General features: G+C 67.9%; 18 protein-coding genes. 8 read left to right on the top strand and 10 right to left on the bottom strand.

The genetic code is table 11. From position 1 onward, the window contains the following. Window positions 1-2 precede the first annotated feature (2 nt). Window positions 3-1,031: a DUF4123 domain-containing protein gene (locus BXA00_RS25560; RefSeq protein WP_083714339.1), complete on the bottom strand. Its 1,029-nt coding sequence runs from the start codon at window positions 1,029-1,031 to the stop codon at window positions 3-5. A 377-nt stretch (window positions 1,032-1,408) separates the two neighbouring features. Between BXA00_RS25560 and BXA00_RS25550 the strand changes: the two genes are divergently transcribed. After that, window positions 1,409-3,814: a mechanosensitive ion channel domain-containing protein gene (locus BXA00_RS25550; RefSeq protein ID WP_076521168.1), complete on the top strand. Its 2,406-nt coding sequence runs from the start codon at window positions 1,409-1,411 to the stop codon at window positions 3,812-3,814. Window positions 3,815-3,820: 6 nt separating this feature from the next. Here the strand turns inward: BXA00_RS25550 and BXA00_RS25545 are convergent, their stop codons facing one another. Next, window positions 3,821-4,522 carry a hypothetical protein gene (locus tag BXA00_RS25545; RefSeq protein ID WP_076521167.1) on the bottom strand — a complete coding sequence of 234 codons (702 nt, stop codon included), beginning with the start codon at window positions 4,520-4,522 and terminating at the stop codon, window positions 3,821-3,823. 244 nt (window positions 4,523-4,766) lie between these two features. On the opposite strand from BXA00_RS25545, the gene BXA00_RS25540 reads away from it, so the two are divergent. After that, window positions 4,767-5,696 (top strand): MBL fold metallo-hydrolase, encoded by a 930-nt coding sequence (locus BXA00_RS25540; RefSeq protein ID WP_076521166.1) that lies wholly within the window; start codon window positions 4,767-4,769, stop codon window positions 5,694-5,696. On the opposite strand, the gene BXA00_RS25535 is transcribed toward BXA00_RS25540, so the two are convergent. The 7 genes from BXA00_RS25535 to BXA00_RS25505 form a co-directional block, all read right to left on the bottom strand. Then, the gene (locus BXA00_RS25535; protein WP_076521165.1) at window positions 5,680-7,080 is read right to left on the bottom strand and encodes a M20 family metallopeptidase; all 1,401 of its coding nucleotides are present in this window, start codon (window positions 7,078-7,080) and stop codon (window positions 5,680-5,682) included. The genes BXA00_RS25540 and BXA00_RS25535 overlap by 17 nt on opposite strands. After that, a complete protein-coding gene (locus BXA00_RS25530) occupies window positions 7,077-8,057 on the bottom strand; it encodes an ABC transporter ATP-binding protein (protein WP_076521164.1) in 981 nt (326 codons plus the stop codon). The genes BXA00_RS25535 and BXA00_RS25530 overlap by 4 nt, the downstream gene beginning before the upstream one ends. Then, complete coding sequence (locus BXA00_RS25525) at window positions 8,054-9,043, bottom strand: ABC transporter ATP-binding protein (RefSeq protein ID WP_076521163.1); 990 nt, start codon at window positions 9,041-9,043, stop codon at window positions 8,054-8,056. The genes BXA00_RS25530 and BXA00_RS25525 overlap by 4 nt, the downstream gene beginning before the upstream one ends. 2 nt (window positions 9,044-9,045) lie before the next feature. After that, window positions 9,046-9,963 (bottom strand): ABC transporter permease, encoded by a 918-nt coding sequence (locus BXA00_RS25520; protein WP_076521162.1) that lies wholly within the window; start codon window positions 9,961-9,963, stop codon window positions 9,046-9,048. Window position 9,964: 1 nt separating this feature from the next. Continuing rightward, window positions 9,965-10,882 carry an ABC transporter permease gene (locus BXA00_RS25515; RefSeq protein WP_076521161.1) on the bottom strand — a complete coding sequence of 306 codons (918 nt, stop codon included), beginning with the start codon at window positions 10,880-10,882 and terminating at the stop codon, window positions 9,965-9,967. Window positions 10,883-10,945: 63 nt separating this feature from the next. Continuing rightward, window positions 10,946-12,517, bottom strand: a complete 1,572-nt coding sequence (locus tag BXA00_RS25510) for an ABC transporter substrate-binding protein (protein ID WP_076521160.1) — start codon at window positions 12,515-12,517, stop codon at window positions 10,946-10,948. Window positions 12,518-12,540: 23 nt separating this feature from the next. After that, window positions 12,541-13,254: a GntR family transcriptional regulator gene (locus BXA00_RS25505; protein WP_076521159.1), complete on the bottom strand. Its 714-nt coding sequence runs from the start codon at window positions 13,252-13,254 to the stop codon at window positions 12,541-12,543. A 235-nt stretch (window positions 13,255-13,489) separates the two neighbouring features. Between BXA00_RS25505 and BXA00_RS25500 the strand changes: the two genes are divergently transcribed. The 3 genes from BXA00_RS25500 to BXA00_RS25490 all read left to right on the top strand — a co-directional run bounded on the left by BXA00_RS25500 (window position 13,490) and on the right by BXA00_RS25490 (window position 16,905). Continuing rightward, window positions 13,490-14,686 carry an alanine--glyoxylate aminotransferase family protein gene (locus BXA00_RS25500; RefSeq protein ID WP_076522123.1) on the top strand — a complete coding sequence of 399 codons (1,197 nt, stop codon included), beginning with the start codon at window positions 13,490-13,492 and terminating at the stop codon, window positions 14,684-14,686. A gap of 22 nt (window positions 14,687-14,708) precedes the next feature. Further along, on the top strand, window positions 14,709-15,767 hold the full coding sequence (locus BXA00_RS25495) for a serine hydrolase (protein ID WP_076521158.1): 1,059 nt from the start codon (window positions 14,709-14,711) through the stop codon (window positions 15,765-15,767). Window positions 15,768-15,894: 127 nt separating this feature from the next. Continuing rightward, window positions 15,895-16,905 (top strand): aldo/keto reductase, encoded by a 1,011-nt coding sequence (locus BXA00_RS25490; RefSeq protein ID WP_076521157.1) that lies wholly within the window; start codon window positions 15,895-15,897, stop codon window positions 16,903-16,905. A 51-nt stretch (window positions 16,906-16,956) separates the two neighbouring features. Here the strand turns inward: BXA00_RS25490 and BXA00_RS25485 are convergent, their stop codons facing one another. Next, window positions 16,957-17,529, bottom strand: a complete 573-nt coding sequence (locus BXA00_RS25485; protein WP_076521156.1) for a TetR/AcrR family transcriptional regulator — start codon at window positions 17,527-17,529, stop codon at window positions 16,957-16,959. A 215-nt stretch (window positions 17,530-17,744) separates the two neighbouring features. Between BXA00_RS25485 and BXA00_RS25480 the strand changes: the two genes are divergently transcribed. The 3 genes from BXA00_RS25480 (at window position 17,745) to BXA00_RS25470 (ending at window position 23,603) form a co-directional block, all read left to right on the top strand. Beyond that, the gene (locus BXA00_RS25480; RefSeq protein WP_076522122.1) at window positions 17,745-18,920 is read left to right on the top strand and encodes an efflux RND transporter periplasmic adaptor subunit; all 1,176 of its coding nucleotides are present in this window, start codon (window positions 17,745-17,747) and stop codon (window positions 18,918-18,920) included. A 93-nt stretch (window positions 18,921-19,013) separates the two neighbouring features. Then, window positions 19,014-22,163, top strand: a complete 3,150-nt coding sequence (locus BXA00_RS25475; protein WP_076521155.1) for an efflux RND transporter permease subunit — start codon at window positions 19,014-19,016, stop codon at window positions 22,161-22,163. A gap of 3 nt (window positions 22,164-22,166) precedes the next feature. After that, complete coding sequence (locus tag BXA00_RS25470; RefSeq protein WP_076521154.1) at window positions 22,167-23,603, top strand: efflux transporter outer membrane subunit; 1,437 nt, start codon at window positions 22,167-22,169, stop codon at window positions 23,601-23,603. Window positions 23,604-23,620: the final 17 nt, after the last annotated feature.

The raw sequence follows: 23,620 nt of genomic DNA, 5'->3' as shown, positions 1-23,620 counted from the left end.
CTTCAGGACGTTGGGGTGGCCAAGGCCGCCAGCCGCGCTTCGGCTTCGATCAATCGCTGTTTGCCCTGAACGTGTCGGTTGACCAGGACGCTGCGCAGGGCGGCATCGTTCACGAAGAATTCCTGGGGGTAGCGAAGGCGCAGTTCCAGGTAGTGGCGAACGTCGCGCTCCGTGGTAAGCGCCAGTTGATCGGTCGCCTCTTGAACGAAAAGGTCCACATGCCGCCAAAGCGCGGGTTCGTCGTCTGGATGGGCGTAGGCCGGGATGTGCTGGCGAAAGCCGCGCACGCAGTCGCGCATGAACCACGCGAGGCTGGCATGGTCGAGCGAAAGCTCGTCGAACTCCGTCAAGGCGATGGGCTCGTCCTGGCCCGAGCTGGCTTGCTCCCACGCGGGGGCGTCCGCACATACCCATTCGCCCGATCGCTCTGTGCCGGCATACCAGATGATGCGGTGGATGGGACCGAACAGCGCAGCCAGGCGATGGGGCGGCAAGGCTTCACAAAGCTCTTCAAGCTGGCGCGCGGCATGAAGGCTGAAGCTGATGGTGGAACCGTCGGATCCTCTCAGCGAATGCAATGTCTGAAGGTGGGCGACCAGGTTGTCGCCATCTTCCGGGCCCAGCAGGATCAATCCGACCCGCTGGTGGAGCCAGTTGTCTTGCGCGTGGGCGTACAGCGCCTCGGTCAGCGGGATCAGCAGGGGGCCGTGGCGATAGCCGGGGGAGCCATACTCCCACGCGGTATCGCGCCAAACCCACCGATACGCAAAATTCCTGGTGATCGCCTGAACGTCTTGTTCGAGTGTCTGGCTGTGAGCGCCATCCAGGCAGAGCCAAGGGCGCCTTTCGGGTTGAATCGTGGCCCAGTTCATGCATGGGAGGGTTTGCACTACCCGGCGAGACCACTTGGATTGCTCGATCGTCAAATTAACCGCCTCTACAGCCAGGTACACGTCACGAAATAGCGAGACCGTGAAGGGAATGTGAATGAAACATGAACGGAAAAAAAGCCGTTCAGTCTGATTCGACATTCACCCGCGTGCCTATATGAATATTTCGAAAATCATGCGGCCCGCCTGGACATGACGACGGCGCCGACGCGCGGCCGTGCTGGCACCCTAGATCCCGCGAACCTGGGGCCCCAGCCCATGCTCCCCCTCGCGCCACACCGCCCGCGCCCTGGGGGACAGACCCATGGGCTTTATCATGTGCCCTGTGCCCAAGCACGCGACCTTGTTCGCGTGCCCGCTTGATTGCCTGACATTCATGCCCTGATCGCAGAGGAGATTCATTAGTGGTTCGATCCGCAACGACAGCATCCCTATCCCTTCCCACCCGCCATCACGCCGCCATTTCCTGGCGGCGCAGACGGGAGAGACCCTGGCTGGCGGTCCTGCTGCTGGGGGCGATGCTGAGTTGCCTGTCGGTGTTCTGGCACGCAACCGCGATGGCCGCGCTTCCGCTGCTGTCACAGACCCAGACACAGGAACCCGCGGCCGCGTCTCCGGCGCTGACGCCCGCCGCGCTGGCTGACCTGCTGGACAATCCCGAGGCGCGCCAGGCCCTGATCGACCAGTTGCGGGCGCAGGCGGCCGGGGATAAGCCGGCGGCTGGCGGAACGGCGCCGGCGCGGACCGCGTCGTCGCAGGCGCCGCCAGCCGAGCCGGCCGAACCCACGCTGCTTGAGCGCATGACCGATGGCGTGCAACGCTTCCTGACCGGCGTGGCCGCCGACATGGGGCAGGGCGTCGACGACATGCGCGCGCTGGCCTCGGGCCGCAGCCTGCGCCTGGACAGCGGCACCGCGGGCGCCGCGCTGCTGCCGCTGGCATTGGCCGCCGCGGTCACGCTCGTCGCGTTCCTCCTGCTGCGCATGATCGCCATGCGCATCTACACCCGGATCGACCATTGGGTGGCCGAGCTGGGTTGCGATGCGGCGGCGTCACCCGCGCGCGGCGCGCCCGCGTCCATGCGGGTGCTGGCCCGCCGGGCGGGCGCCATCGTGGGGGCGCTGGCGATCGACGTGGTTGTCGTGATGCTGGCCGTCATGGCGGGCGGCGCCGCGGCGCTGTGGGGCACGCCCGGGCGCGGCGCGCTGGATGCGCTGGCGGCCGTGTTCCTGCAGGCGTTCGTGGCGGTGGAGATCGTCAAGGTGCTGATCCGCACGGTGTTCGCCGTCCGCCATCCGCACCTGCGGCTGCTGCCCATGTCGGATGAGCTGGCCAGGTACTGGTGCGGCTGGCTGTTGCGCATCGCGGCGATGGCCGGCTACGGCACGCTGCTGGTCGGTCCCGTGATGGCGGCGACGCTGTCGCCGGCGCTGGGGCGGCTGGCGACCATGCTCATCATGCTGGCGGTGTACATCTATGCCGTGCGCGTCATCTGGCAGAACCGCCGGGCCGTGCGCGAGCGCCTGGACCGGCGCGCCGCGGGGGCGGCCACGTTCATGGGATCGAGGCTGCGTTTCCTGTCGCGCGTCTGGCACGTGTTGGGGATCGGCTATTTCACGATCCTGCTGGTGGTCAGCCAGGTCGATCCGACCAACGCGCTGCCCTTCATGGCCCGTGCCACGGCGCAGACCTTGCTGGTCATCGGCGTGGGCAGCCTGCTGATCCTGCTGCTCAATACCGTGCTGGCCAAGCCCATCCGACTGTCGGACGACCTGCGTCGGCGCCTGCCGCTGCTGGAGGCGCGCGTCAACGCCTACGTGCCGGCCACGCTGAAAGGGGTCGGCTGGATCATCCGCATCGTCATCGTGCTGCTGATCCTGGATGCGTGGCAGGCCTTCGACCTGTCGCGCTGGCTGGCCTCGGACGCCGGCGCCGCCGCGATCAAGGTGGTGCTGAACATCGTCATCGTGCTGCTGATCGCCACGCTGGCCTGGACCGTCATCGCCAGCATCATCGAGCATCGCCTGAGCCAGAGCGAAGAGCGCGGCATGCCCAGCGCGCGCGAACGCACGCTGCTGGCGCTGTTCCGCAACGCGGCGCTGATCGTCATCGTGACGATGACCTTGATGGTGCTGCTGTCGCAGATCGGGATCGACGTCGGCCCGCTGATCGCGGGTGCCGGCGTGGTCGGCCTGGCCATCGGCTTTGGCGCGCAGAAGCTGGTGCAGGACATCATCACGGGCGTCTTCATCCAGCTGGAAAACGGGATGAACGAGAACGACGTGGTGCAGGTGGCGGGCGTGTTCGGCACCGTCGAGAAGATGACCATCCGCTCGGTCGGCATCCGCACGCTGGATGGCGGTTATCACCTCGTGCCGTTCTCGTCGGTGGATGTGGTGGCCAACCATATGCGCGACTTCTCGTACCACCTGGGCGAATACACCATTGCGCACCGCGAAAGCATCGACGACGCGATCGAGCATCTGCGCGCGGCCTTTGCCGAGCTGATGACGGATTCGGTGCTGGGACCGGAGATCCTGGAAGAGATGACCGTGGCCGGCGTCACGGCGGTCAACGACAAGGGCGTGACCATCCGCATCCTGATCAAGACCACGCCCGGCATGCAGTGGGCGGTGCAGCGCGGCTACAACCGGCTGCTCAAGAAGCACTTCGACGCCGCGGGCATTGAGCTGCCGTACCCGCACACGGTGGTGTACTTCGGGCAGGACAAGCGCGGCTACGCGCCGCCGGCCAACGTGGCCCTGCAGACTGAACGCGTCGACGAAGGCGAGAATGCCCGCGCCGCCGGCCACACGCGCCGCCGGCTCAAGCCGGAGGCGGCCGGCGAGGACTCGGCCGAGGTCCTGGGCAACGAGCTGGAGGCCCGGGAGGAGCCCGACGCGGACCCCGCCCGGACGTCGTGACGGTCTTCAGTCGATGACCTTGACGCCTGCGGCCCGCAGGCGTTTTTCGACGGCCTGGTATCCGGCCTGCGTCATGTCGGTCTTGCGGATGGCCTGGTCGCACGCCGCGCGGTCGTCGGGGCAGCCGGACTTGGCCGGCATGTCGCCCGCGACCACGAAGTAGTCGATGACGAACTGCGCGACGTGCTTGCTGGTGGGCTTGCCTTGCAGGAAGCCGGCGATGTCGGCGCGGAATGTTGCGACGGTCTTTTCGGCGACGGGCTTCCAGTCCTGGCATTGCGAGAACGTCACCACGCCCTCGGCCCACGCCAGCTTGCGGCACAGGAGCATCGCGTCGGCGGGCGCGGCGCCCGCGGGCAGGGCGACGCGCACCGTGGCGCCGCTGGTGCCGGCGAAAGTGAGCACCCCGGCCTGCGCCGCGGCGGCATCGATCCTGGCCTTCAGCACGAAGGCTTCTTCGATCACGGCCGGCAATTGCTTTTTGGGGCCCGTCGCGTACATGTCGGAGACGACCTCGGCATCGACGCGGGCCAGGTCCATCTGGCGGCCCAGCAGGCGGCGCTCGGCCAGGAGCAAGCCATCGTGCTCTTCACGGATGGCGTATTCGAGCACGGCTTGTTCTTTGGCGTTGGGCGTGTAGGCGGCGTGGGCCAGCGAAGGCTGCAGGGCGCAGGCCGCGGCGGCGAGTGCGAGGGAAAGCGATTTCATGAAGGCTCGGCGGAGGGTGAAAGGCCGCAAGCGTAACCGAGATTGCGCGACGTGATCACGGCTTGCCCGCGCGCATTGGTGCGCATCGCACAACATCGTGCTTCCGGCGCCGTGTCTACCGCGCGCACGGCCCCGGTCCTACGATGCCCTCACTGTCTCTTCCCTGCCTGAGGCCCCCCATCAAGGATGCATCCGACCCGGGGCGCCGCACGGCCTGTCCGCCCGCCATCAAGGAGCTTTCGCCATGTATTCCGCAGACACCCAGGATTCCATTACCCAGGATTCCATCACCCAGGAACTCATCGACCTGGTCCCGTCCCGCTACGCCGTGCAGATCGGCGACATCGACGCGCTGGTCGTCAGCGACGGCGTGCTGCCGCTGCCCACCTCAACCATGGCGACCAACGCCGATCCCGCCGACCTGGCCGTCTGGCTGGACCACATGTTCATGCCGCCGGACGCCTTCGACTGGCCGCTGAACGTGATGGTGGCGCGCAGCGGCGACCAGACCATTCTTATCGACGCGGGGCTGGGCGGCCAGTTCCCGGGCTTTCCGCGCGCGGGCATGTTCCCGCAGCGCCTTGCCTCGGCCGGCATCCCGCTCGAAACCGTGACGGACGTGATCATTACGCACATGCACATGGATCACGTGGGCGGGCTGCTGGTCCCCGGCGTCAAGGAGCGCCTGCGCCCCGATGTGCGCATCCACGTGAATGCGACCGAGGTCGCGTTCTGGACCTCGCCGGATTTCTCGCAGACGGTCATGCCCAAGCCGGTGCCCGCGGTGCTGCGCTCGACCGCGACGAGCTTCTATGAAACGTACCGCGACCGGATCCGCGTCTTCGAGGACCGCCACGAAGTGGCCCCGGGCGTGACCGTGCGCCTGACCGGCGGGCACACGCCCGGCCACTGTGTCGTGGACCTGGTCTCGGGCGGCGAACGCCTGACGTTTGCCGGCGACGCCGTGTTCCCCGTGGGCTTTGACCATCCCGAATGGCACAACGGCTTCGAACACGACCCCGAGGAATCGGCCCGCGTGCGCTTTGCGCTCTTTAACGAACTGGCCGAAAACAAGGGCCTGCTCGTGGCGGCACACCTGCCGTTCCCGTCCGTGGGACGGGTGGCGGTGGAAGGCGATGCGTTCCGCTGGGTTCCGGTCATCTGGGATTACTGATCGCGGGCGTATTCCCCGCGCCCAGATCCCAGTACAGCCCGGTCATCAGGCTGAGCGCCTGCCGCAGCAGTGCCGGCGGCAGGTGTTCGTTGGGCGCGTGCTGCGAGCAGCCGGGATAGGAGTGGGGCACCCAGATCGTGCGCAGGCCCAGCACGTCGGTGAAGATGTCGTTGGGCAGCGAGCCGCCCAGGTTGGGCAGCAGCGCGGCCTTCTGGCCCGACGTGCGTTCCAGCGATTCCACGGCCCAGCGCACCCAGGCGTCGTCGGGATCGATGCGCGTCGCGCGGAACATGGATTCGCGGGTCAGGGAGATCTTGACCATCGGAAAGCCGTGGCTGTCCAGGTGCCGGCGCAGGGCGGGGATGAGGTCGTCGGGGTCCACGCCCACCACGAAGCGCAACTGGCAGCGCGCCCAGGCGCGCGGGGGGATGGCATTGACGGGCGTGTCGGGGTTGCCGGTCTTGTAGGCCAGCACCTCGAACGAGCACCAGCCGAACACGCGCTCGGCGGGCGACAGGCCCGGTTCGCCCCAGTCGGGCTCGATGTCGGGGCCGTCCGCGCCGCCGTCGACTTCGCAGTCGGCGAGCGCGCGCCGCACGGCGGCCGGCAGCGCCTTGGGCACCCACTCGGGGATGAGGATCTTGCCGGTGGGCGAGGCGATGCTGGCGATCGCGTGGGCAAGCTGCAGGCCGGGGTTGGAAATCAGCCCGCCCCAGTTGCCGGAATGATGGCCGCCGGCGCGCGCCTCGATCGTGAGATCGAAATTCAGGCTGCCGCGCGCGCCCAGGAAAATGGTGGGCCGATTGGCGCTCAGGCGCGGGCCGTCCGAGGCGATCAGCAGATCGGCCGCCAGCAGGTCCCTATGCTCGGCGCACAGTTCGCGCAGGCCCATGGAGCCGGTTTCCTCGCCCATCTCGATCAGGTACTTGGCGTTAAAGCCCAGCGCGCCGCGCGTTTCCAGCACCAGCCGCAGGGCCTCCATGTTGATGGTGTGCTGGCCCTTGTTGTCGGCGATGCCGCGGCCGTACCAGCGGCCTTCGGCCTCGGTCAGCGCCCACGGCGACAGGCCTTCCTTCCATTCGCGTTCCAGGCCCCGGATGACGTCGCCATGCCCGTAGCCCAGCACGGTGGGCAGGGCGGGATCCTCGATGCGCTCGGCATAGAGAAAGGGCGCCAGCGCCTTCGGATGCGTGAGGGTGCGGCAGGTAAAGCCCAGGGCCTCGAAGGCCGGGCGAATCTCGCACTCGAGGTAGTCCGCCAGCACGGCGGCGCGTTCCGGGTTCTGGCTTTCGGTGGGCAGCGCCAGCCGGCGCGCCAGCAATGCGCGGAAGGCGCCGGAATCAAAGCATTGTTCCGCCTGGGCGATGGCGTGTGCGCGGGTCATGGCTGGGTAACTCCCTGGGAGATGGGGGTGACGGACGGATAGAGGTGGCAGGCGACGAGCGCGCCGTCGCGCTCGGCCAGCGCGGGGCGCTCGGTCTTGCATTGCGCCATGGCGTGCTGGCAGCGCGGATGGAAGGGGCAGCCGGAAGGCGGGTGCAGCGGATCGGGAAACGACAGGCCCAGGCCCATGTCGGGAATGCCCAGGCCGGGCTCGGGCGTCAGCACCGACGCCAGCAGCGCCTGCGTGTAGGGATGGCGCGGGTCATGGAAGAGGCGGGCGGTGGGCGCCGACTCCACCACGCGGCCCAGGTACATCACCGCCACGTGGGTGGCGATGTGCTCGACCACCGCCAGGTTGTGGCTGATGAAGACATAGGTCAGGTTGAAGTCGCGCCGCAGATCCATCAGCAGGTTCATGATCTGCGCCTGCACCGACACGTCCAGCGCGGAGGTCGGCTCGTCGCAGATCACGATCTCGGGTTGCATCACCAGCGCGCGCGCGATCGCCACGCGCTGGCGCTGGCCGCCGGACAGTTGGCCCGGCGTGTTGTGGGCCAGCCGCGGCGGCAGGCCCACGCGCTCCAGCATGTCGATGGCCTTGTGCATCCTGGGATTGGGGATGCCATGCACCTCCAGCGGCAGGGACACGATGGAGGCGATGGAGCGGCGCGGGTTGAGCGACGAATACGGATCCTGGAAGATGGGCTGCACGCGCCGGGCCAGCGCGCGCCGGTCTATCTGGCGGATGTCCTGGCCTTCCAGGCGGATGGCGCCTTCGCTCGGCGGGGTCAGGCCCAGCAGCATGCGCGCCAGCGTGGACTTGCCGCAGCCGGACTCGCCCACGATGCCCAGCACCGCGCCGCGGTCCACGGCCAGGTCCACGCCATTGACCGCGTGCAGGGTGGCGCGCGGGCGGAACATCCCCGCGCGGACGGTGAATTGCCGGCTGACGGCGTCGGCTTGCAGCAGCGCGCTCATGCCGGCACTCCTTCGGCGCCCAGGATGCAGCGCCATTGCTGGCCAGTCGCCTGGCCGTGGACGGGAACCGCTTGCCTGCATTGCGGCTGGGCATGCGGGCAACGGTCGGCGAAGGCGCACCCGCGCAGCTCGCCCACCAGGGACGGCACGACGCCGGGAATGGTGCCCAGCGCCTGGCCGGGCGCCGTGCGGCCGGGAACGGGAATACAGCCCAGGAGCCCCTGCGTGTAGGGGTGGTGCGGCGTGGCGAAGATGTCGGCCACGGGGCCTTCCTCGACGATCTGCCCCGCGTACATCACCGCCACCTGCCGCGCGATGCGCGCCACCACGCCCAGATCGTGCGTGATCAGCACCATCGCGATGCCCAGTTCGGCCTGCAGGTCGGCCAGCAGCCGCAGGATCTGCGCCTGGATGGTGACGTCCAGCGCGGTGCTGGGCTCGTCGGCGATCAGGAGCTCCGGCCCGCACATCAGCGCCATCGCGATCATGACGCGCTGGCGCAGCCCGCCCGACAACTGGTGCGGATACTGCCCCAGGCGCTGGCCGGCCGACGCGATGCCGACCTTCTCCAGCAGCTCCACGGCGCGGTCGCGCGCCTGCTGGCTGCTGGCCTTGCGGTGGTGGATGTAGTGTTCGGTGAGCTGTTCGCCGATGGCGTAGGCGGGGTTGAGCGCCGTCATGGGCTCCTGGAAGATCATTGCCATCTTGCTGCCGCGCAGCGCGTTGATGCGCCGGCCGCGCGCCGTGGACAGGTCCTCGCCCAGCACCGCCAGCCGGCGCGTGCTGCGCCGGGCGGCCTTGGGCAAGAGGCCCATGATGGCCAGCGAGGTCATGGACTTGCCGCAGCCCGATTCCCCCACGAGGCACAGCGTTTCGCCGCGGCGGACCTGGAAGGACACGTCGCGCACCGCGTGCAGCGCGCCGCGCGGCGTGGCGATGTCGACCGTCAGGCCCTGGACGTCCAGGACGATATCCGTGCTGTTCATGCTCAGGCCCTCTCTTCAGGCGTCAGGAGTTGATGCAGGCCGTCGCCGGCCAGGTTGATCGCGAAGATCAGGAGCGCCAGGGCCGATCCCGGGATGGCGATCAGCCAGAACGAGAAGAACATGTAGGCCTTGGCTTCGGAGATCATCAGGCCCCAGGACGGCAGCGGCGGCTGCACGCCCAGGCCCAGGAACGACAGCGACGCCTCCAGCAGGATGGCGCTGGCGGCTTCCAGGGTGGCGATCACGATGAGCTGCGGCACCACGTTGGGCAGGACCTCGCCCCAGACGATGCGCCAGGTGCTGGCGCCCGCGGCCTGCGCCGCGGCCACGTACTCCAGCGAGCGCACCTGCTGCGTGGCGCTGCGCATCACCACGGCGTAGCGGTCCCACTTGAGCAGGCCCAGCACCAGGATCACCACCCACAGCGATCCGCCGACGATGGCCACGGTGGCCAGCGCCACCAGGATCACCGGCATGGACAGGCGCGTGGTGATGAGGAACGACACGGCCATGTCGACCTTGCCGCCGAAGTAGCCGGCGGCCATGCCCATCGCGGTGCCGATGAGCCCCGAGATGAGCGCCACGCTGATGCCGATCAGGAGCGAAATGCGCGCACCGTAGAAGAGCCGTGACATGTAGTCGCGCCCGAGCTGGTCGGTGCCCAGCGGGTGCAGCCAGGTGCCTTTTTCGTACCAGACGGGCGGCGCGGTGCGGTAGGCCAGGTCCTGGAAGTAAGGATCGTGCGGCGAGATCCACGGCGCCAGCAGCGCGATCAGCACGATGACGAGCAGGATGCCGCCGCCGGCCAGAAGCGCCTTGTTGCGGCGCAGCCGGCGCCAGCGCAGCGCGGAGGCGGACAATTCCAGCGGCGCCGGCGCGGGCGCGCCGGGCGCGGAAGGAGTGAGGATAGGCGTGTTCATGTCAGGACACCCGGATGCGCGGATCGAGCCACGCGTTGGCCACGTCGCTGGCGAGCGTCAGCAACACGTACAGCACCGACAGCAGCAGCACGATGAGCTGCATGACCGGGTAGTCCTTGTACGTGATGCTCTGGTAGGCGAGGTACCCCAGGCCGTCCAGCGCGAAGATGGTCTCGATGACGACCGAGCCGCCCAGCAGGTAGCCCAGTTGCACCGCGGCCAGCGCGACTACGGGCACGATGGCGTTGCGCAGGGCGTGCTTGAAGATGATCTTCCTGGCCGGCAGGCCCTTGGCCCGCGCGGTGCGGATGTAGTCGGCGCCCAGCACCTCGATCATCCCCGCGCGGATCAGGCGCATGAAGGCCGGCGCCACGTAGTAGCCCAGCGCGATGGCCGGCATGACGAAGTGCTGCCACGTGCCGCTGCCCGACACCGGCAGGATGCGCAGCGAAATGGAGAACAGCATGATCAGGATCAGCGCGAAGAAGAAATTCGGCAGCGCCTGGCCCAGCACGGCGATGGCCAGGCAGACACGGTCGATCAGGCTGCCCTTGTACAGCGCGGCCAGCACGCCCAGCGGGATCGAGATCAGGAGCGCGAAGGCCAGCGCGGCCATGCCCAGCTTGAGCGTGGTGGCCAGCTTGGACAGGATCAGCGGTCCGGCCTCGGTCTTGAAGTACACCGAGGTGCCGAAGTCGCCCTGCAGGATGTGCCAGAGCCAGTCGGCGTACTGGACGATGATGGGCCGGTCCAGCCCGTAGGTCTTGCGGATCAAGTCGATGTCGGCCTGCCGCGCGCCTTCGCCGGCCAGGGCCAGCGCCGGATCGCCCGACAGGTGCAGCAGCAGGAACGCCAGGACGGACACGGTCAGCGCCACCAGGGCCGCCAGGCCCAGGCGCCTCAGCGTGAAATAAAGCATAGGACTACCTCTCTGTTCAGCAGCGCCGGGCAGGCACGGGGCCGGCCCGGCGCGGACCGCGCCTTACTTCCAGCTCATGTCCCAGAAGCGCACCAGCTCATCCGAGTAGGGCTTGAAGTTCACGTCCTTGGTGGCGACGTAGTAGGCGGGCAGCGTCCACAGCGGCACCGCGTAGGCCTTTTCCGCGATGATGTCCAGCGCCTCTTTGTAGGCTGCCTTGCGCGGCGCGAGATCGATCGTGTGGTCGCCCTTGTTGAGCAGGTCGCGCACCTTGGGATCGCGGGTAATGTCGTCGTTGCCGAAGGCGAAGTACACCGGCGTGGACGCGGACACGTCGTTGACCAGGTTCGAGCCCCAGGTCTGGTGCGTGAGCGACGCCTTGTTGGCGCGGATCATGTCGCGCATGGCGGCGTACTGCAGGAAGTTCAGCTTGGCCCGGATGCCGACGGCCTGCAGGTAATTGATGATGGCCTCGGTCTGGTTGCGCTCGCGGTAGGCCACGATGTCGATGTCAAAGCCATTGGGATAGCCCGCCTCGGCCAGCAGCTTCTTGGCCTGCGCCGGATCGTACTTGTAGGTCGGCGCGCCTTCCTGCGTGCAGCCCACCTGCGAGGGCGTGCAGATGGTGTTGATGAGCCCGCCGCCTTCGCCCACGATGTTCTTGAGCATGGATTCGCGGTCGATCGCGTGGATGATGGCGCGGCGCACGCGCTCGTCCTTGAGCTGCGGCGCGGGCGTGCCCTCCAGGATGTTCATCTGCATGAACACGATGCGCATGGTGTTGCCCGTGACCATCTGCAGGTTGGGCATGCCGCCCAACTGTTCGGCCTGGTCCTTGGGCACGCTCATGATGAGGTCTTCGCCGCCCGAGATCACTTCCGCCATCTGCGTCTGGCGGTCGGGGATGAAGCGGATGACCACCTTGCCGATCTTGGGCTGCGCCTTGGGCGAGTCCTTGAAATAGTCGGCGTTGCGTTCCAGGGTGATGGACTTGCCGGGCTGGTAGTCCACCACCTTGTAGGGACCTGATCCGACCGGCTTGGCGTTCATGCCCTTGGGGCCGACTTCCTGGTAGTACTTGGCGGGATGGATGGCGGCCGTGGTGGACAGGTATTCCTTGGCGCCGGGGAAGGGCTGCTTGGTGGTCAGGCGCACCGTGTATTTGTCGATCTTCTCGACCTTGTCGATCCACGACACGTTCTGCTGCGTGACCGCCTTGTTCTTGGGGTCGGCCACGAAGTTCAGCGTGTACACCACCGAGTCGGCGTCGAACTCCTCGCCGTTGTGGAATTTGACGCCTTGGCGCAGCTCGAACTCCATGGTCTTGTCGTCGATCTGCTTCCAGCTCTTGGCAAGCTGGCCCTTGTACTCATTGGTGACCGGGTCGCGGTAGAGCAGCGTGTCCCACACGTTGGCGGCGATGATGACGCCGATGCGCACGTTGTTGAAGTAGGGATCGACGCTTTCCGGCGCCTGGTCGTAGGCCATGCGCAAGGTGTCGTCTTTCTTGCCGGCAAAGGCCGGCTGGGTGGCAAGGGCGGCGCAGGCCAGGAGCGAGGCGGCCAGGGCCTTGAGCGCGGGCGTGCGACGGGAGGACAGCGCAGGTGTAGCAAGGGTGAAGCGACAATCAGCCATGGTGAAGGCTCCTCTTGAAGACACTACATGTGTTGCGTATCTATCGTCTCGCTCCGGCTTTTGAGCGCCGCCTCGCATTTGCGCTGCAGGTGCTGCCGCATGATGGCTGCCAGCCGGTCCGCGTCGCGCGCGGCCAGGGCCTCTGCCATTTCTATGTGTTCGCGCATCGCCAGATCCCATTTCTGGCGGTTTTCGTTCGACACGAAGCGCAGGTTCTGAATCCGTGCGTTCTGCGCGTCGTAAAGCTGTTTCAGCAGGCTGTTGTGGGCCGCCAGGCTGATGCGTTCGTGGATTTCCCGGTTGATCCGGAAGTACGTCGGCAGATCGTGGCGGGCATGGCTGGCCATCATTTCGAAGGTCAGCGCGCGGATCTCCGCGATCTCCACGGCCGAGGCGCGTTCGCAGGCCAGCCGGCAAGACATGGCTTCCAGGCCGCCGATGACTTCGAAGATCTCGCGGATGTTGGCCAGCGACAGCGCCACCACCTGCGCGCCGCGGTTGGGTTCGATCTGCACCAGGCCTTCGGCGGCCAGCAGGCGGAACGCCTCGCGCAGCGGCGTGCGCGACACGCCGAGCAGGTCGCACAGCGCGCGTTCGTTCAGCCGTGTGCCGGGCGGGAACTCGCCCTGGATGATGCGTTCGCGCAGCGCGCCCGCCGCCGTGCCCGCCAGCGTGCGGCCGTCGCCGGCGGCACGGGCCGCCGGTTGCGGCGCGGGATCGGGCGAGGCATCGGCCATCGCGTGATCCGGCATCAGGCTAGGATCGCTGCGCATTGGTATACAAAAATTCCCCTTGTTTTCGCAGACTATAAACCTGACTTTGTCTCCGCTCTGATGGGTGCATACCCTAGGTTATCCAGGAAAAAACAATGGGATAGAGTGACGCATGCCGCATATCCGCCTGCCGGCAGCGCGCGGCTCGCCTGCCGCGCCGCACCGGCTGGTATACAAATCGTCCACCTTGGGGCCCCGCATGCTCACGCTGAACTCCCATCCGTCCGGCCGGCATTTCCTGCAGATTCCCGGACCCACCAACGTGCCGGACCGGGTCCTGCGCGCCATCGACCAGCCCACCATCGATCACCGCGGACCCGAGTTCGGCGCGCTGGGGCGGGCGGTGCTGGCGGGCATCAGGCAGGTCTTCCAGACCGAATGTCCCGTGGTCATCTTTCCGGCCTCGGGCACCGGGGCGTGGGAGGCGGCGCTGGTCAACACGCTGTCGCCGGGCGACCGCGTGCTGATGGTCGAGACCGGCCATTTCGCCAGCCTGTGGCGCAAGTTGGCCGGGCGCCTGGGCCTGGAGGTGGACAACATCGAAGGCGACTGGCGCCATCCGGTCGACCCGGACGCCATCCGCGCCCGCCTGGCCGACGACGCCCAGCACCGCATCAAGGCGGTCTGCGTGGTGCACAACGAGACGTCCACCGGCGTCACCAGCGACATCGCGGCGGTGCGCGCCGCCATGGACCAGACCGGCCACCCGGCGCTGCTGATGGTGGACACGATTTCGTCGCTGGGCTCCATCGACTACCGCCACGACGAATGGGGCGTGGACGTCACGGTGGCCGGCTCGCAGAAAGGGCTGATGCTGCCGCCGGGCCTGTCGTTCAACGCGGTGGGGCCGCGCGCGCTGGCGGCGGCCGAGACCGCGCGCCTGCCGCGGTCCTACTGGGACTGGCGCGAGATGCTGGGGCCCAACGAGAAAGGCTATTTCCCCTACACGCCGTCGACCAATCTGCTGTATGGCCTGCATGAAGCGCTGGCCATGCTGCACGCCGAAGGGCTGCCGCGCGTGTTCGCGCGCCACCAGCGGCACGCCCGCGCCACGCGGCTCGCGGTGGCGGCCTGGGGGCTGGAGCTGCTGAGCCTGGACCCGGCCGCGCACAGTCCGGCGCTGACCGCCGTGCTGATGCCCGAGGGCCACGGCGCGGACGCGCTGCGCAAGGTGATCCTGGACCGCTACGACATGTCGCTGGGACAGGGGCTGGGCAAGCTCTCCGACCGCATCTTCCGCATCGGCCACCTGGGCCATTTCAACGATCTGACGCTGTGCGGCACGCTGGCCGGGGTGGAGATGGGGCTGGCCGCGGCCGGCGTCCCGCACCGCGCGGGCGGGCTGCAGGCGGCCATGGAATTTTTGTCCCGCGCGCCGGAACGCGCGGCGGGCTGAACCAATCACTACGAGGGAACCGATGAATACGCTCATGCAGCAGGCAATCCAGTTCGCCAATGACCACGAATCGCCCTGGGACCGCAGCGTCAAGGGCAATTTTGGCGTGCACCTGAATGATCCGCCGCCCTGGAACCGCCTGCTCGGCCCCATCCATGACCGCGGGCCGGTGTCCGGCGTGGTCGTGGTGGACGGCAAGACGGTGGCCGCCTGGGGCGAGCCCGACCGCGCCGACCTGACCTTCAGCGTCGCCAAGCTGTACCTGGCCATCCTGGCGGGCGTGGCCCATGACCGCGGCCTGCTGCCCGACGTGGACGAGCCCGTGGGCAAGCGCGTGCCGGGCATCGGCTTTGACGAAGGCCGCAACGCGTCCATCACCTGGCGTCACCTGTTGCAGCAGACCAGCGAGTGGGAAGGCGAACGCTTCGGCGTGTCCGACCAGGCGGACCGCTACCGCGCCGTCACCTTCGGCGTGCCGCCCGACGGCAAGAAGGGCGATGCGCGCCCGTTGCAGACGCCCGGCACGTACTGGGAATACAACGACGTGCGCATCAACCAGCTGTCGTATGCGCTGCTGCACCTGTTCAGGAAGCCGCTGCCGGAGGTCTTCCGCGAGGCGGTCACGCGCCCCATCGGCTGCAGCGAAGACTGGCAGTGGGTGGGCTACGACAACGCCTGGGTCGAGATCGACGGCCAGCGCATGCCGTCCGTGCCGGGCGGGTCGCACTGGGGCGGCGGCATGTCCATCAGCGCCAACGACCAGGCGCTGATCGGCCAGATGCTGCTGAACGACGGCCAGGCCAATGGGCAGCAGATCCTGTCGCGCGAATGGCTGCAGGCCATGCGCACGCCGTGCGACATCGCGCCGTACTACGGCTACCTGATCTGGCTGAACCACGAGGGCAAGGTGTTCCCCAGCGTGCCGTCGTCCAGCTTCTTCGGGGTGGGGGCGGGCAGTTCCTTCACGTGGGTGGAGCCGGAGCGCAAGATGGTGGTGATCGTGCGCTGGCTCAACTCGGCCCATGCGGATGCGCTCTTCGGCAAGATCCTGGCCGCGGTGGATGCTGGCGCCGGTGTCTGACACCTGGCAAAGCCCGGCGCACCGCGCGGGTTTTGCGGCGTGTCAGGATTTTTCGGGCAAGATGTGGCGTTCGGCCGCGCGGCTGCGCGGCCACGCCTGACCTCTTCATCCGATCAAGGAAAACGCCATGAATTACCGCCGACTGGGAACCAGCAATCTCCGGGTGTCGCCGCTCTGCCTGGGCACCATGATGTTCGGAGAGCAGACGCCCGATGACGAGGCCGCGCGCATCGTCGCGTCGGCGCGCGACCATGGGCTCAATTTCATCGACACGGCCGACGTCTACAACGAGGGCCGTTCGGAAGAGGTGGTTGGCAAGCTGCTCAAGGGCCAGCGCCACGACTGGGTGCTGGCCAGCAAGATCGGCAATCCCGTCGGCAAGGGGCCGAACCTGGCGCATTACTCGCGCCAGTGGCTGATCCGCGGGGTGGAGCAGAGCCTGTCGCGCATGGGCACGGATTTCATGGACATCCTGTACCTGCACCGCGACTACCACGAGGAAAACCTCGAAGAGGCGCTGTGGGCGCTGGGCGACCTGATCCGCGCGGGCAAGCTGCGCAGCTTCGGCCTGTCGAACTTCCGGGGCTGGCGCATCGCCGAAGTGATGCGCCTGTGCGAAAAACTGGGCGTGCCGCAGCCGGTGGTGTGCCAGCCTTACTACAACATGCTGAACCGCGGACCGGAGGTCGAGATCCTGCCGGCCTGCAAGCATTACGGGCTGGGCGTGGTGCCGTACAGCCCGATCGCGCGCGGCGTGCTCACGGGCAAGTACCTGCCGGGCCAGGCCCCCGCGGCGGATACGCGCGCCGGGCGCGGCGACCGCCGCATCCTGGCCACCGAGTTCCGCGAGGAGTCGCTGCAGATCGCCCAGAAGCTCGTCCAGCACAGCGCCGCGCGCGGCGTGCAGCCGGGGCATTTCGCCACCGCCTGGGTGCTGGCCAATCCTGTGGTCACGGCCGTCATCGCCGGCCCGCGCACGCTGGCGCAGATGGACGACTACTACGCGGCGCTGGACGTGACGATCACGCCCGAAGACGAGACCGTGGTGAACGACTGGGTGACGCCGGGCCACGCGTCCGCGCACGGCTACAACGATCCGAGCTATCCGTTCTATGGGCGTCCGGTGACGGCTGTGTAGCGGTCAAACCCGCGGTCAACCCCGCGGTCAACCCCGCAGTCAGCCCAGCGATCATCCCCGCGCCGCCGAGGGCTCGGCGGCGATGCCGTGCAGCATCATCTGTTCGGCGACCTGGGCGATCCCCATGCGGGCGATGCGCCCGCGCCGCTCGGCGTCCACCATGCTGGTGATGACGGCAATCAAGAGTTCGCTCAGCGCGGCGGCGGTCATGTCCACGCGAAAGACGCCTTCGCGCTGGCCTCGCAGGAAAAACGCGTCCAGCGTTTCCTGATACCCGGACCAGCTGTTCATGATGTCCGGCTCCAGTTCGGTGTCGGGCTTCCAGTTGTAGATCAGGAACGCGGTCAGCTCCTTGTGCGCCAGATGCTGTTCGATCAGGCTGCGCAGCGCCGCGCGCGGCGGGGCCGTGTCCAGCTGCGAATCCGCCAGCGCCTGCTTCATGACGTGCGCGCAGTGCGTCATGAGCCGCAACACCAATTGGTCCCGCGTCTTGCAGAACCGGTACAAGGTCGCCTTGCTGACGCCGACCGCCTTGGCCAGTTCCTGCAGCGTCGCGCGCGGCTGGTCCACCATGGCAAGCGCCAGCGCGACGAGCAGCCGTTCGTGGCCGGCTTCTTCAGACATTGCTTCCTCCCCGTTTTTGCTTATCCCTTGGGCCGGTATTGGATCATGGTCGATTCACTTTGTACAAACTTTGGTCATTTGATCAAGTAAAGACTTGTTTTTGGTCAAAGTCAGTCTGCATAGCCGCAAATGAATCATTATTGATTCAAATCATCCTTTAAGGTAGCATCGGCGTCTCTTTGAATTCAAGACGCGGTGCGCGGGGGATGTGAATGATGTGGAACAAGGCATGGCGACTGCCCCTGGCGGCGTTGGCGGCGGCAACCTTTCTGGCCGCGTGCGGCGGGAAGGAGGGCGGCGAGCCGCAGGCGGCCGGACCGCGTCCGGTGCAGGCGCTGGCGGTGCAGCCCCAGCGCTACGCGCTGACCAGCGAACTGCCCGGCCGCGTCGAGCCCATGCGCGTGGCCGAAGTCCGCGCCCGCGTGGCCGGCATCGTGCTCAGCCGGGATTTCGAGGAAGGCGCCGACGTGCAGGCCGGCGACGTGCTGTTCCGCATCGACCCGGCGCCGTTCAAGGCCGCCTTGTCGCGCGCGCAGGGCGAGCTGGCCAAGGCCGAGGCCGCCGTGTCCGACGCGCAGGCCGTCGTCAGGCGCTACGCGCCGCTGGTCAAGATCGAAGCCGTCAGCCAGCAGGACTTCGATACCGCCAACACCACGCTCAAGAGCGCCGTGGCCGCGCGCCGCTCCGCCCAGGCCGACGTCGAGACCGCGCGGCTGAACCTGGACTACGCCACCGTGAAGGCGCCCATCTCGGGCCGCATCGGGCGCGCGCAGGTGACCGAAGGCGCGCTCGTGGGCCAGAACGAAGCCACCGTGATGGCGACCATCCAGCAGCTCGATCCGGTCTACGTGGACTTCAACCAGCCCGTGGCCGACATGCTGCGCATGCGCGCCGCCATGCAGGACGGGCGCCTGGGCGCCGGTGAGGGCGCCAGCATCTCCATCACCATCGACGGCACCGACCAGCAGCGCGAAGGCCGTCTGCTGTTCTCGGACATCGCCGTGGACCGCGGCACGGGCCAGGTCGCGTTGCGGGGCGAGTTCGCCAATCCCGACGTGTTGCTGTTGCCCGGCATGTACGTGCGCGTGCGCACGCAGCAGGGCGTGGACCCCGAAGCGATCCTGGTGCCCCAGCGCGCCGTCACGCGCAGCACCGATGGCAAGCCGCAGGTGCTGGTGGTGGGGGCGGATGACGTCGTGGAGAGCCGCGCGGTGCAGACCGGCACGATGCGCGGCGGCGACTGGCACATCACCGAGGGACTGGCGCCGGGCGACCGCGTCATCGTCGGGGGCGCGAGCGGCGCTGTCCCCGGCCAGAAGGTCAGCGTGACGCCCGTGAACCCGGCCAAGCTGGCGGACGCCCGCGATGCCGCCGCGCCTGCCGCGCAATGAGCGGGCTGTGTGATCGGCCTCTGTTTGATCGGCTATTTGATCGGCCTGTGTAAGCAGCCTGCGATGCATCGCGCGCAAACCCGAAGGTAGAACATGTCCAAGTTTTTCATTGGCCGCCCCAATTTCGCCTGGGTGGTGGCCATTTTCATTTCGCTCGCCGGCCTGCTGGCGATCCCGTCGCTGCCGGTGTCGCAGTTTCCGGAGGTGGCGCCGCCGCAGGTGACCATCGCGGCCACCTATCCCGGCGCGTCCGCGACCGTGCTGGTCGATTCGGTGACCAGCGTCATCGAAGAGGAGCTGAACGGCGCGAAGAACATGCTGTACTACGAGTCGTCCAGCAGTTCCAGCGGCAGCGCGGAAATCACCGTCACGTTCGAGCCGGGCACGGATCCCGACCTGGCGCAGGTGGACGTGCAGAATCGCATCAAGAAGGCCGAGGCGCGCCTGCCCACGGCCGTGACGCAGCAGGGCGTGCAGGTCGAGCAGGCCAGCTCGAACTTCCTGATGATCTATGCCCTGACGTACAAGGGCGATGACGCGAACAAGGACGTGGTGGAGCTGTCCGACTACGCCGCGCGCCACATCAACAACGAGATCCGCCGCGTGAACGGCGTGGGCAAGGTGCAGTTCTTCGGGGCCGAAGCCGCCATGCGCGTCTGGATCGACCCGCAGAAGCTCTTGGGCCTGGGCCTGTCCGTGGCCGACGTGAACGCGGCCATCGCCGCGCAGAACGTGCAGGTGCCGGCCGGCAGCTTCGGCAGCCGTCCCGGCGCGCCCGAACAGGAGCTGACCGCGACGCTGGCCGTCAAGGGCACGCTGGACAATCCCGAGGAGTTCGGCCGCATCGTGCTGCGCGCCAATCCGGACGGTTCGTCCGTGCGCCTGGCCGACGTGGCGCGGCTGGAAGTCGGCCGCCAGAGCTATGACTTCGAAACGCGCCTGAACGGCAGGAAGTCGGTCGGCGCGGCGGTCCAGCTTGCGCCGGGCGCCAACGCCATCGACACCGTCAAGGCCGTGAAGGCCCGGTTGCAGGAACTGTCGGCCTCGTTCCCCGAGGACGTGGCCTATTCGGTGCCGTTCGACACGTCCAAGTTCGTCAGCGTGGCGATCACGAAAGTGGTGCACACGCTGTTGGAAGCGATGGTGCTGGTGTTCCTGGTGATGTTCCTGTTCCTGCAGAACTTCCGCTACACGCTGATCCCGACCATCGTGGTGCCGGTGTGCCTGCTGGGCACGTTTGCGGTGATGTCGGTGCTGGGCTTCTCGGTGAACATGATGACGATGTTCGGCATGGTGCTGGCCATCGGCATCCTGGTGGACGACGCCATCGTGGTGGTCGAGAACGTGGAGCGGATCATGGCCGAGGAGGGCCTGTCGCCCCGCGAGGCCACGGTCAAGGCCATGGAGCAGGTGTCCGGCGCCATCGTCGGCATCACCCTGGTGCTGTCGGCGGTGTTCCTGCCGCTGGCGTTCATGAGCGGGTCGGTCGGCGTCATCTACCAGCAGTTCTCGCTGTCGCTGGCGGTGTCGATCCTGTTCTCGGGGTTCCTGGCGCTGACGTTCACGCCCGCGCTGTGCGCCACGTTCCTCAAGCCTATCCCGAAGGGCCACCACGAGGAAAAGAAGGGGTTCTTCGGCGGATTCAACCGCGTCTTCAACCGCCTGACGGGCCGCTTCGAGGCGCTGAACTCGCGGCTGGTGCGCCGCACCGGCCGCTACATGGTCATCTACGTCGCCATTGTCGCGGTGCTGGCCGTGCTGTACGTGCGCGTGCCGGAGTCCTTCGTGCCGCCGGAAGACCAGGGGTATGTCATCGTCGACGTGCAGTTGCCGCCGGGCGCGACCCACATGCGCACCGACAAGGTGGTGGCGGATGTGGAGGAGCACCTGTTGTCGCTGGACGCGATGGGCGACGCCTTCACCGTGATGGGATTCAGCTTTTCGGGCACCGGCCAGAACGCGGGCATCGCGTTCCCGACGCTCAAGGACTGGTCCGAGCGCGGCGAGGGCCAATCGGCCACCGACGTGGCCGACAGCGTGAACGCGCGCTTTGCGGCGATCGACGACGGCGCGGTCATGGCCGTCAATCCGCCTCCCATCGACGGGCTGGGCAATTCGGGCGGCTTCGCGCTGCGGCTGCAGGACCGCGGCGGCCTGGGCCGCGCGGCGCTGACCGACGCCCGCAACCAGTTGCTGGCGCAGGCCAACAGTTCGCCGGTGATCGCCTACGCCATGATGGAAGGCCTGGCGGATGCGCCGCAACTGCGGCTGGACATCGACCGCGAAAAGGCCGAGGCGCTGGGCGTGGGGTTCGACGTGATCAGCACGGCGATCTCGTCCGCTTACGGGTCGGCCACGATCAATGACTTCGCCAATGCCGGCCGCCTGCAGCGCGTGGTGGTCCAGGCCGACGTGCGCGACCGCATGACGCCCGAAAGCATCCTGCAGCTGAACGTGCCGAACAAGACGGGCGGGATGGTGCCGCTCAGCGCGTTCGTCAAGACGGACTGGGAGACCGGGCCGGTGCAGATCTCGCGCTACAACGGCTATCCGGCCTTCAAGATCGCGGGCGACGCGATGCCGGGCAGCAGCACCGGCGAGGCGATGGCCGAGATCGAGCGCATCGTGGCCGGACTGCCCGAGGGCATCGGCTACGAGTGGACGGGCCTGTCGTACCAGGAGAAGTTCGCCGGTTCGCAGGCGCCCATGCTGTTCGCGCTGGCTTTCCTGGTGGTGTTCCTGGTGATGGTTGCGCTGTACGAAAGCTGGGCGATTCCGGCTTCCGTGATGCTGATCGTGCCCATCGGCGCCCTGGGCTCGGTACTGGCGGTGACCCTGCTGGGCATGTCGAATGACGTGTACTTCAAGGTGGGCCTCATCACCATCATCGGCCTGGCGGCCAAGAACGCCATCCTGATCGTGGAGTTTGCCAAGAGCCTGCGCGAACAGGGCCACACGCTGGCCGACGCCGCCATCCAGGCCGCCAAGCTGCGCTTTCGGCCCATCGTGATGACGTCGCTGGCGTTCATCCTGGGCGTGGTGCCGCTGGCGCTGGCCACCGGCGCGGGCGCGGCCAGCCAGCGCGCGCTGGGCGTGGGCGTGATCGGCGGGATGCTGACCGCCACGCTGCTGGGCGTGATCTTCGTCCCCATCTTCTTCGTGTGGGTGCTGTCGCTGGTGCAGCGGTGGCGGGGCAAGTCCTCGCCGGCATCCGCCGCCGCGCCGCGCACGGTGCAGGAGTAATCCATGATGCAGACCTTCTTTCCCTTGCGGATTTCCGCGCTGGTCCTTGCCGCGGCGCTGGCCGGTTGTTCGATGGCCCCGGTCTACGAACGCCCGGCCTCCCCGGTAAGCGAGCACTGGGGCAACGCCACGGCCGGTCCCGGGCGCTCGGCCGCGACGACGCTGGACTGGCAGTCCTTCGTCACCGACGACGCCTTGCGCAAGCTGGTGGAACTGGCGCTGGAGAACAACCGCGACCTGCGCCAGTCGCTGCTCAACATCGAAGCCGCCCGGGCGCAGTACCAGATCACGCGCGCGGACCGGCTGCCGACCCTGGACGCGCAGGGCACGGGCACGCGCCAGCGCGTGCCGGGCGACCTGAACACCACCGGCTCGTCCGGCGTGCAAAGCAGTTACCAGGCCGGCGTGGGCCTCACGGCGTTCGAGATCGACCTTTTCGGGCGGGTGCGCAGCCTGTCCGATGCGGCCCTGCAGGAGTTCCTGGCGACCGAGGCCACCGCGCGCAGCGCGCAGATCAGCCTGGTGGCCGAGGTGATCCAGGCCTACGTGGCCCGCGACAGCGCGCAGCGGCGCCTGGACGTCACGCGCCAGACCCTCGCCAGCCGCGAGGCGTCGCTGGAACTGATCGTCAAGCGCCGCCAGGCGGGCACGGCCACCGCCCTGGACTACCAGGAGGCGCTGGGCCTGACCGAACAGTCGCGCGCCGAGCTGGAACGCATGGACCGCGAGGTCCGGCAGGCCGGCAACGCGCTGGGCCTGCTGGTGGGCGTGCGCGACCTGTCTCCCTATCTGCCCGCGCGCACGGCGGATGCGCCCATGCTGGTGCAGGAGATCGCGGCCGGCGCGCCGTCGGACCTGCTGGAGAACCGGCCGGACATCCTGGCCGCCGAGCGTCAGTTGCAGGCGCGCAATGCCAGCATCGGCGCGGCGCGGGCGGCGTTTTTTCCCAGCATTTCGCTGACCGGCCTGTTCGGCAGTTCCAGCGCGGACCTGTCGGGCCTGTTCGACTCGGGCCAGCGCGCCTGGTCGTTCACGCCGCAGATCACGCTGCCGATCTTTGCCGGCGGGCGCAACATCGCCAATCTGGACCTGGCGACCGTGCGCAAGGACATCGCCGTGGCGGAGTACGAAAAGACCATCCAGACGGCGTTCAGGGAGGTGTCCGACGCGCTGGTGGCCACCGAGACGCTGCGGCGCGAAGAGGCCTCGCGCCGCGCGCTGGCGCAGTCCAGCCTGGTCGCGATGCGCCTGTCCGAGGCGCGCTACCGGGGCGGCGTGGACAGCCATCTGCGCTATCTGGACGCGCAGCGCAGCGCGTACACGGACCAGATTGCCTACATCGACGTCAGTGCGCAGCGCCAGGCGGCGCTGGCGACCCTGTTCAAGGCGCTGGGCGGCGGCTGGCCGGCCCAGCAGCCGCCGCAGGCCGCGCGGGACTGAGGCGCGGCCGGCCTTCC

It is taken from the genome of Achromobacter sp. MFA1 R4, assembly GCF_900156745.1.
Classification (GTDB): Bacteria; Pseudomonadota; Gammaproteobacteria; order Burkholderiales; family Burkholderiaceae_B; genus Achromobacter.
The sequence above is the reverse complement of the archived record's forward strand: the minus strand, read 5'-3'. Positions and strand labels throughout refer to the sequence as shown.

Coding starts and splice junctions, on each gene's coding strand:
- BXA00_RS25490 (WP_076521157.1), top strand. CDS start 15,895: ATGAATTACCGCCGACTGGGAACCAGCAATCTCCGGGTGTCGCCGCTC.
- BXA00_RS25500 (WP_076522123.1), top strand. CDS start 13,490: ATGCTCACGCTGAACTCCCATCCGTCCGGCCGGCATTTCCTGCAGATT.
- BXA00_RS25520 (WP_076521162.1), bottom strand. CDS start 9,963: ATGAACACGCCTATCCTCACTCCTTCCGCGCCCGGCGCGCCCGCGCCG.
- BXA00_RS25485 (WP_076521156.1), bottom strand. CDS start 17,529: ATGTCTGAAGAAGCCGGCCACGAACGGCTGCTCGTCGCGCTGGCGCTT.
- BXA00_RS25545 (WP_076521167.1), bottom strand. CDS start 4,522: ATGAAATCGCTTTCCCTCGCACTCGCCGCCGCGGCCTGCGCCCTGCAG.
- BXA00_RS25540 (WP_076521166.1), top strand. CDS start 4,767: ATGTATTCCGCAGACACCCAGGATTCCATTACCCAGGATTCCATCACC.
- BXA00_RS25470 (WP_076521154.1), top strand. CDS start 22,167: ATGATGCAGACCTTCTTTCCCTTGCGGATTTCCGCGCTGGTCCTTGCC.
- BXA00_RS25560 (WP_083714339.1), bottom strand. CDS start 1,031: ATGTCGAATCAGACTGAACGGCTTTTTTTCCGTTCATGTTTCATTCAC.
- BXA00_RS25515 (WP_076521161.1), bottom strand. CDS start 10,882: ATGCTTTATTTCACGCTGAGGCGCCTGGGCCTGGCGGCCCTGGTGGCG.
- BXA00_RS25480 (WP_076522122.1), top strand. CDS start 17,745: ATGTGGAACAAGGCATGGCGACTGCCCCTGGCGGCGTTGGCGGCGGCA.
- BXA00_RS25550 (WP_076521168.1), top strand. CDS start 1,409: ATGCTGAGTTGCCTGTCGGTGTTCTGGCACGCAACCGCGATGGCCGCG.
- BXA00_RS25530 (WP_076521164.1), bottom strand. CDS start 8,057: ATGAGCGCGCTGCTGCAAGCCGACGCCGTCAGCCGGCAATTCACCGTC.
- BXA00_RS25505 (WP_076521159.1), bottom strand. CDS start 13,254: ATGGCCGATGCCTCGCCCGATCCCGCGCCGCAACCGGCGGCCCGTGCC.
- BXA00_RS25510 (WP_076521160.1), bottom strand. CDS start 12,517: ATGGCTGATTGTCGCTTCACCCTTGCTACACCTGCGCTGTCCTCCCGT.
- BXA00_RS25535 (WP_076521165.1), bottom strand. CDS start 7,080: ATGACCCGCGCACACGCCATCGCCCAGGCGGAACAATGCTTTGATTCC.
- BXA00_RS25495 (WP_076521158.1), top strand. CDS start 14,709: ATGAATACGCTCATGCAGCAGGCAATCCAGTTCGCCAATGACCACGAA.
- BXA00_RS25475 (WP_076521155.1), top strand. CDS start 19,014: ATGTCCAAGTTTTTCATTGGCCGCCCCAATTTCGCCTGGGTGGTGGCC.
- BXA00_RS25525 (WP_076521163.1), bottom strand. CDS start 9,043: ATGAACAGCACGGATATCGTCCTGGACGTCCAGGGCCTGACGGTCGAC.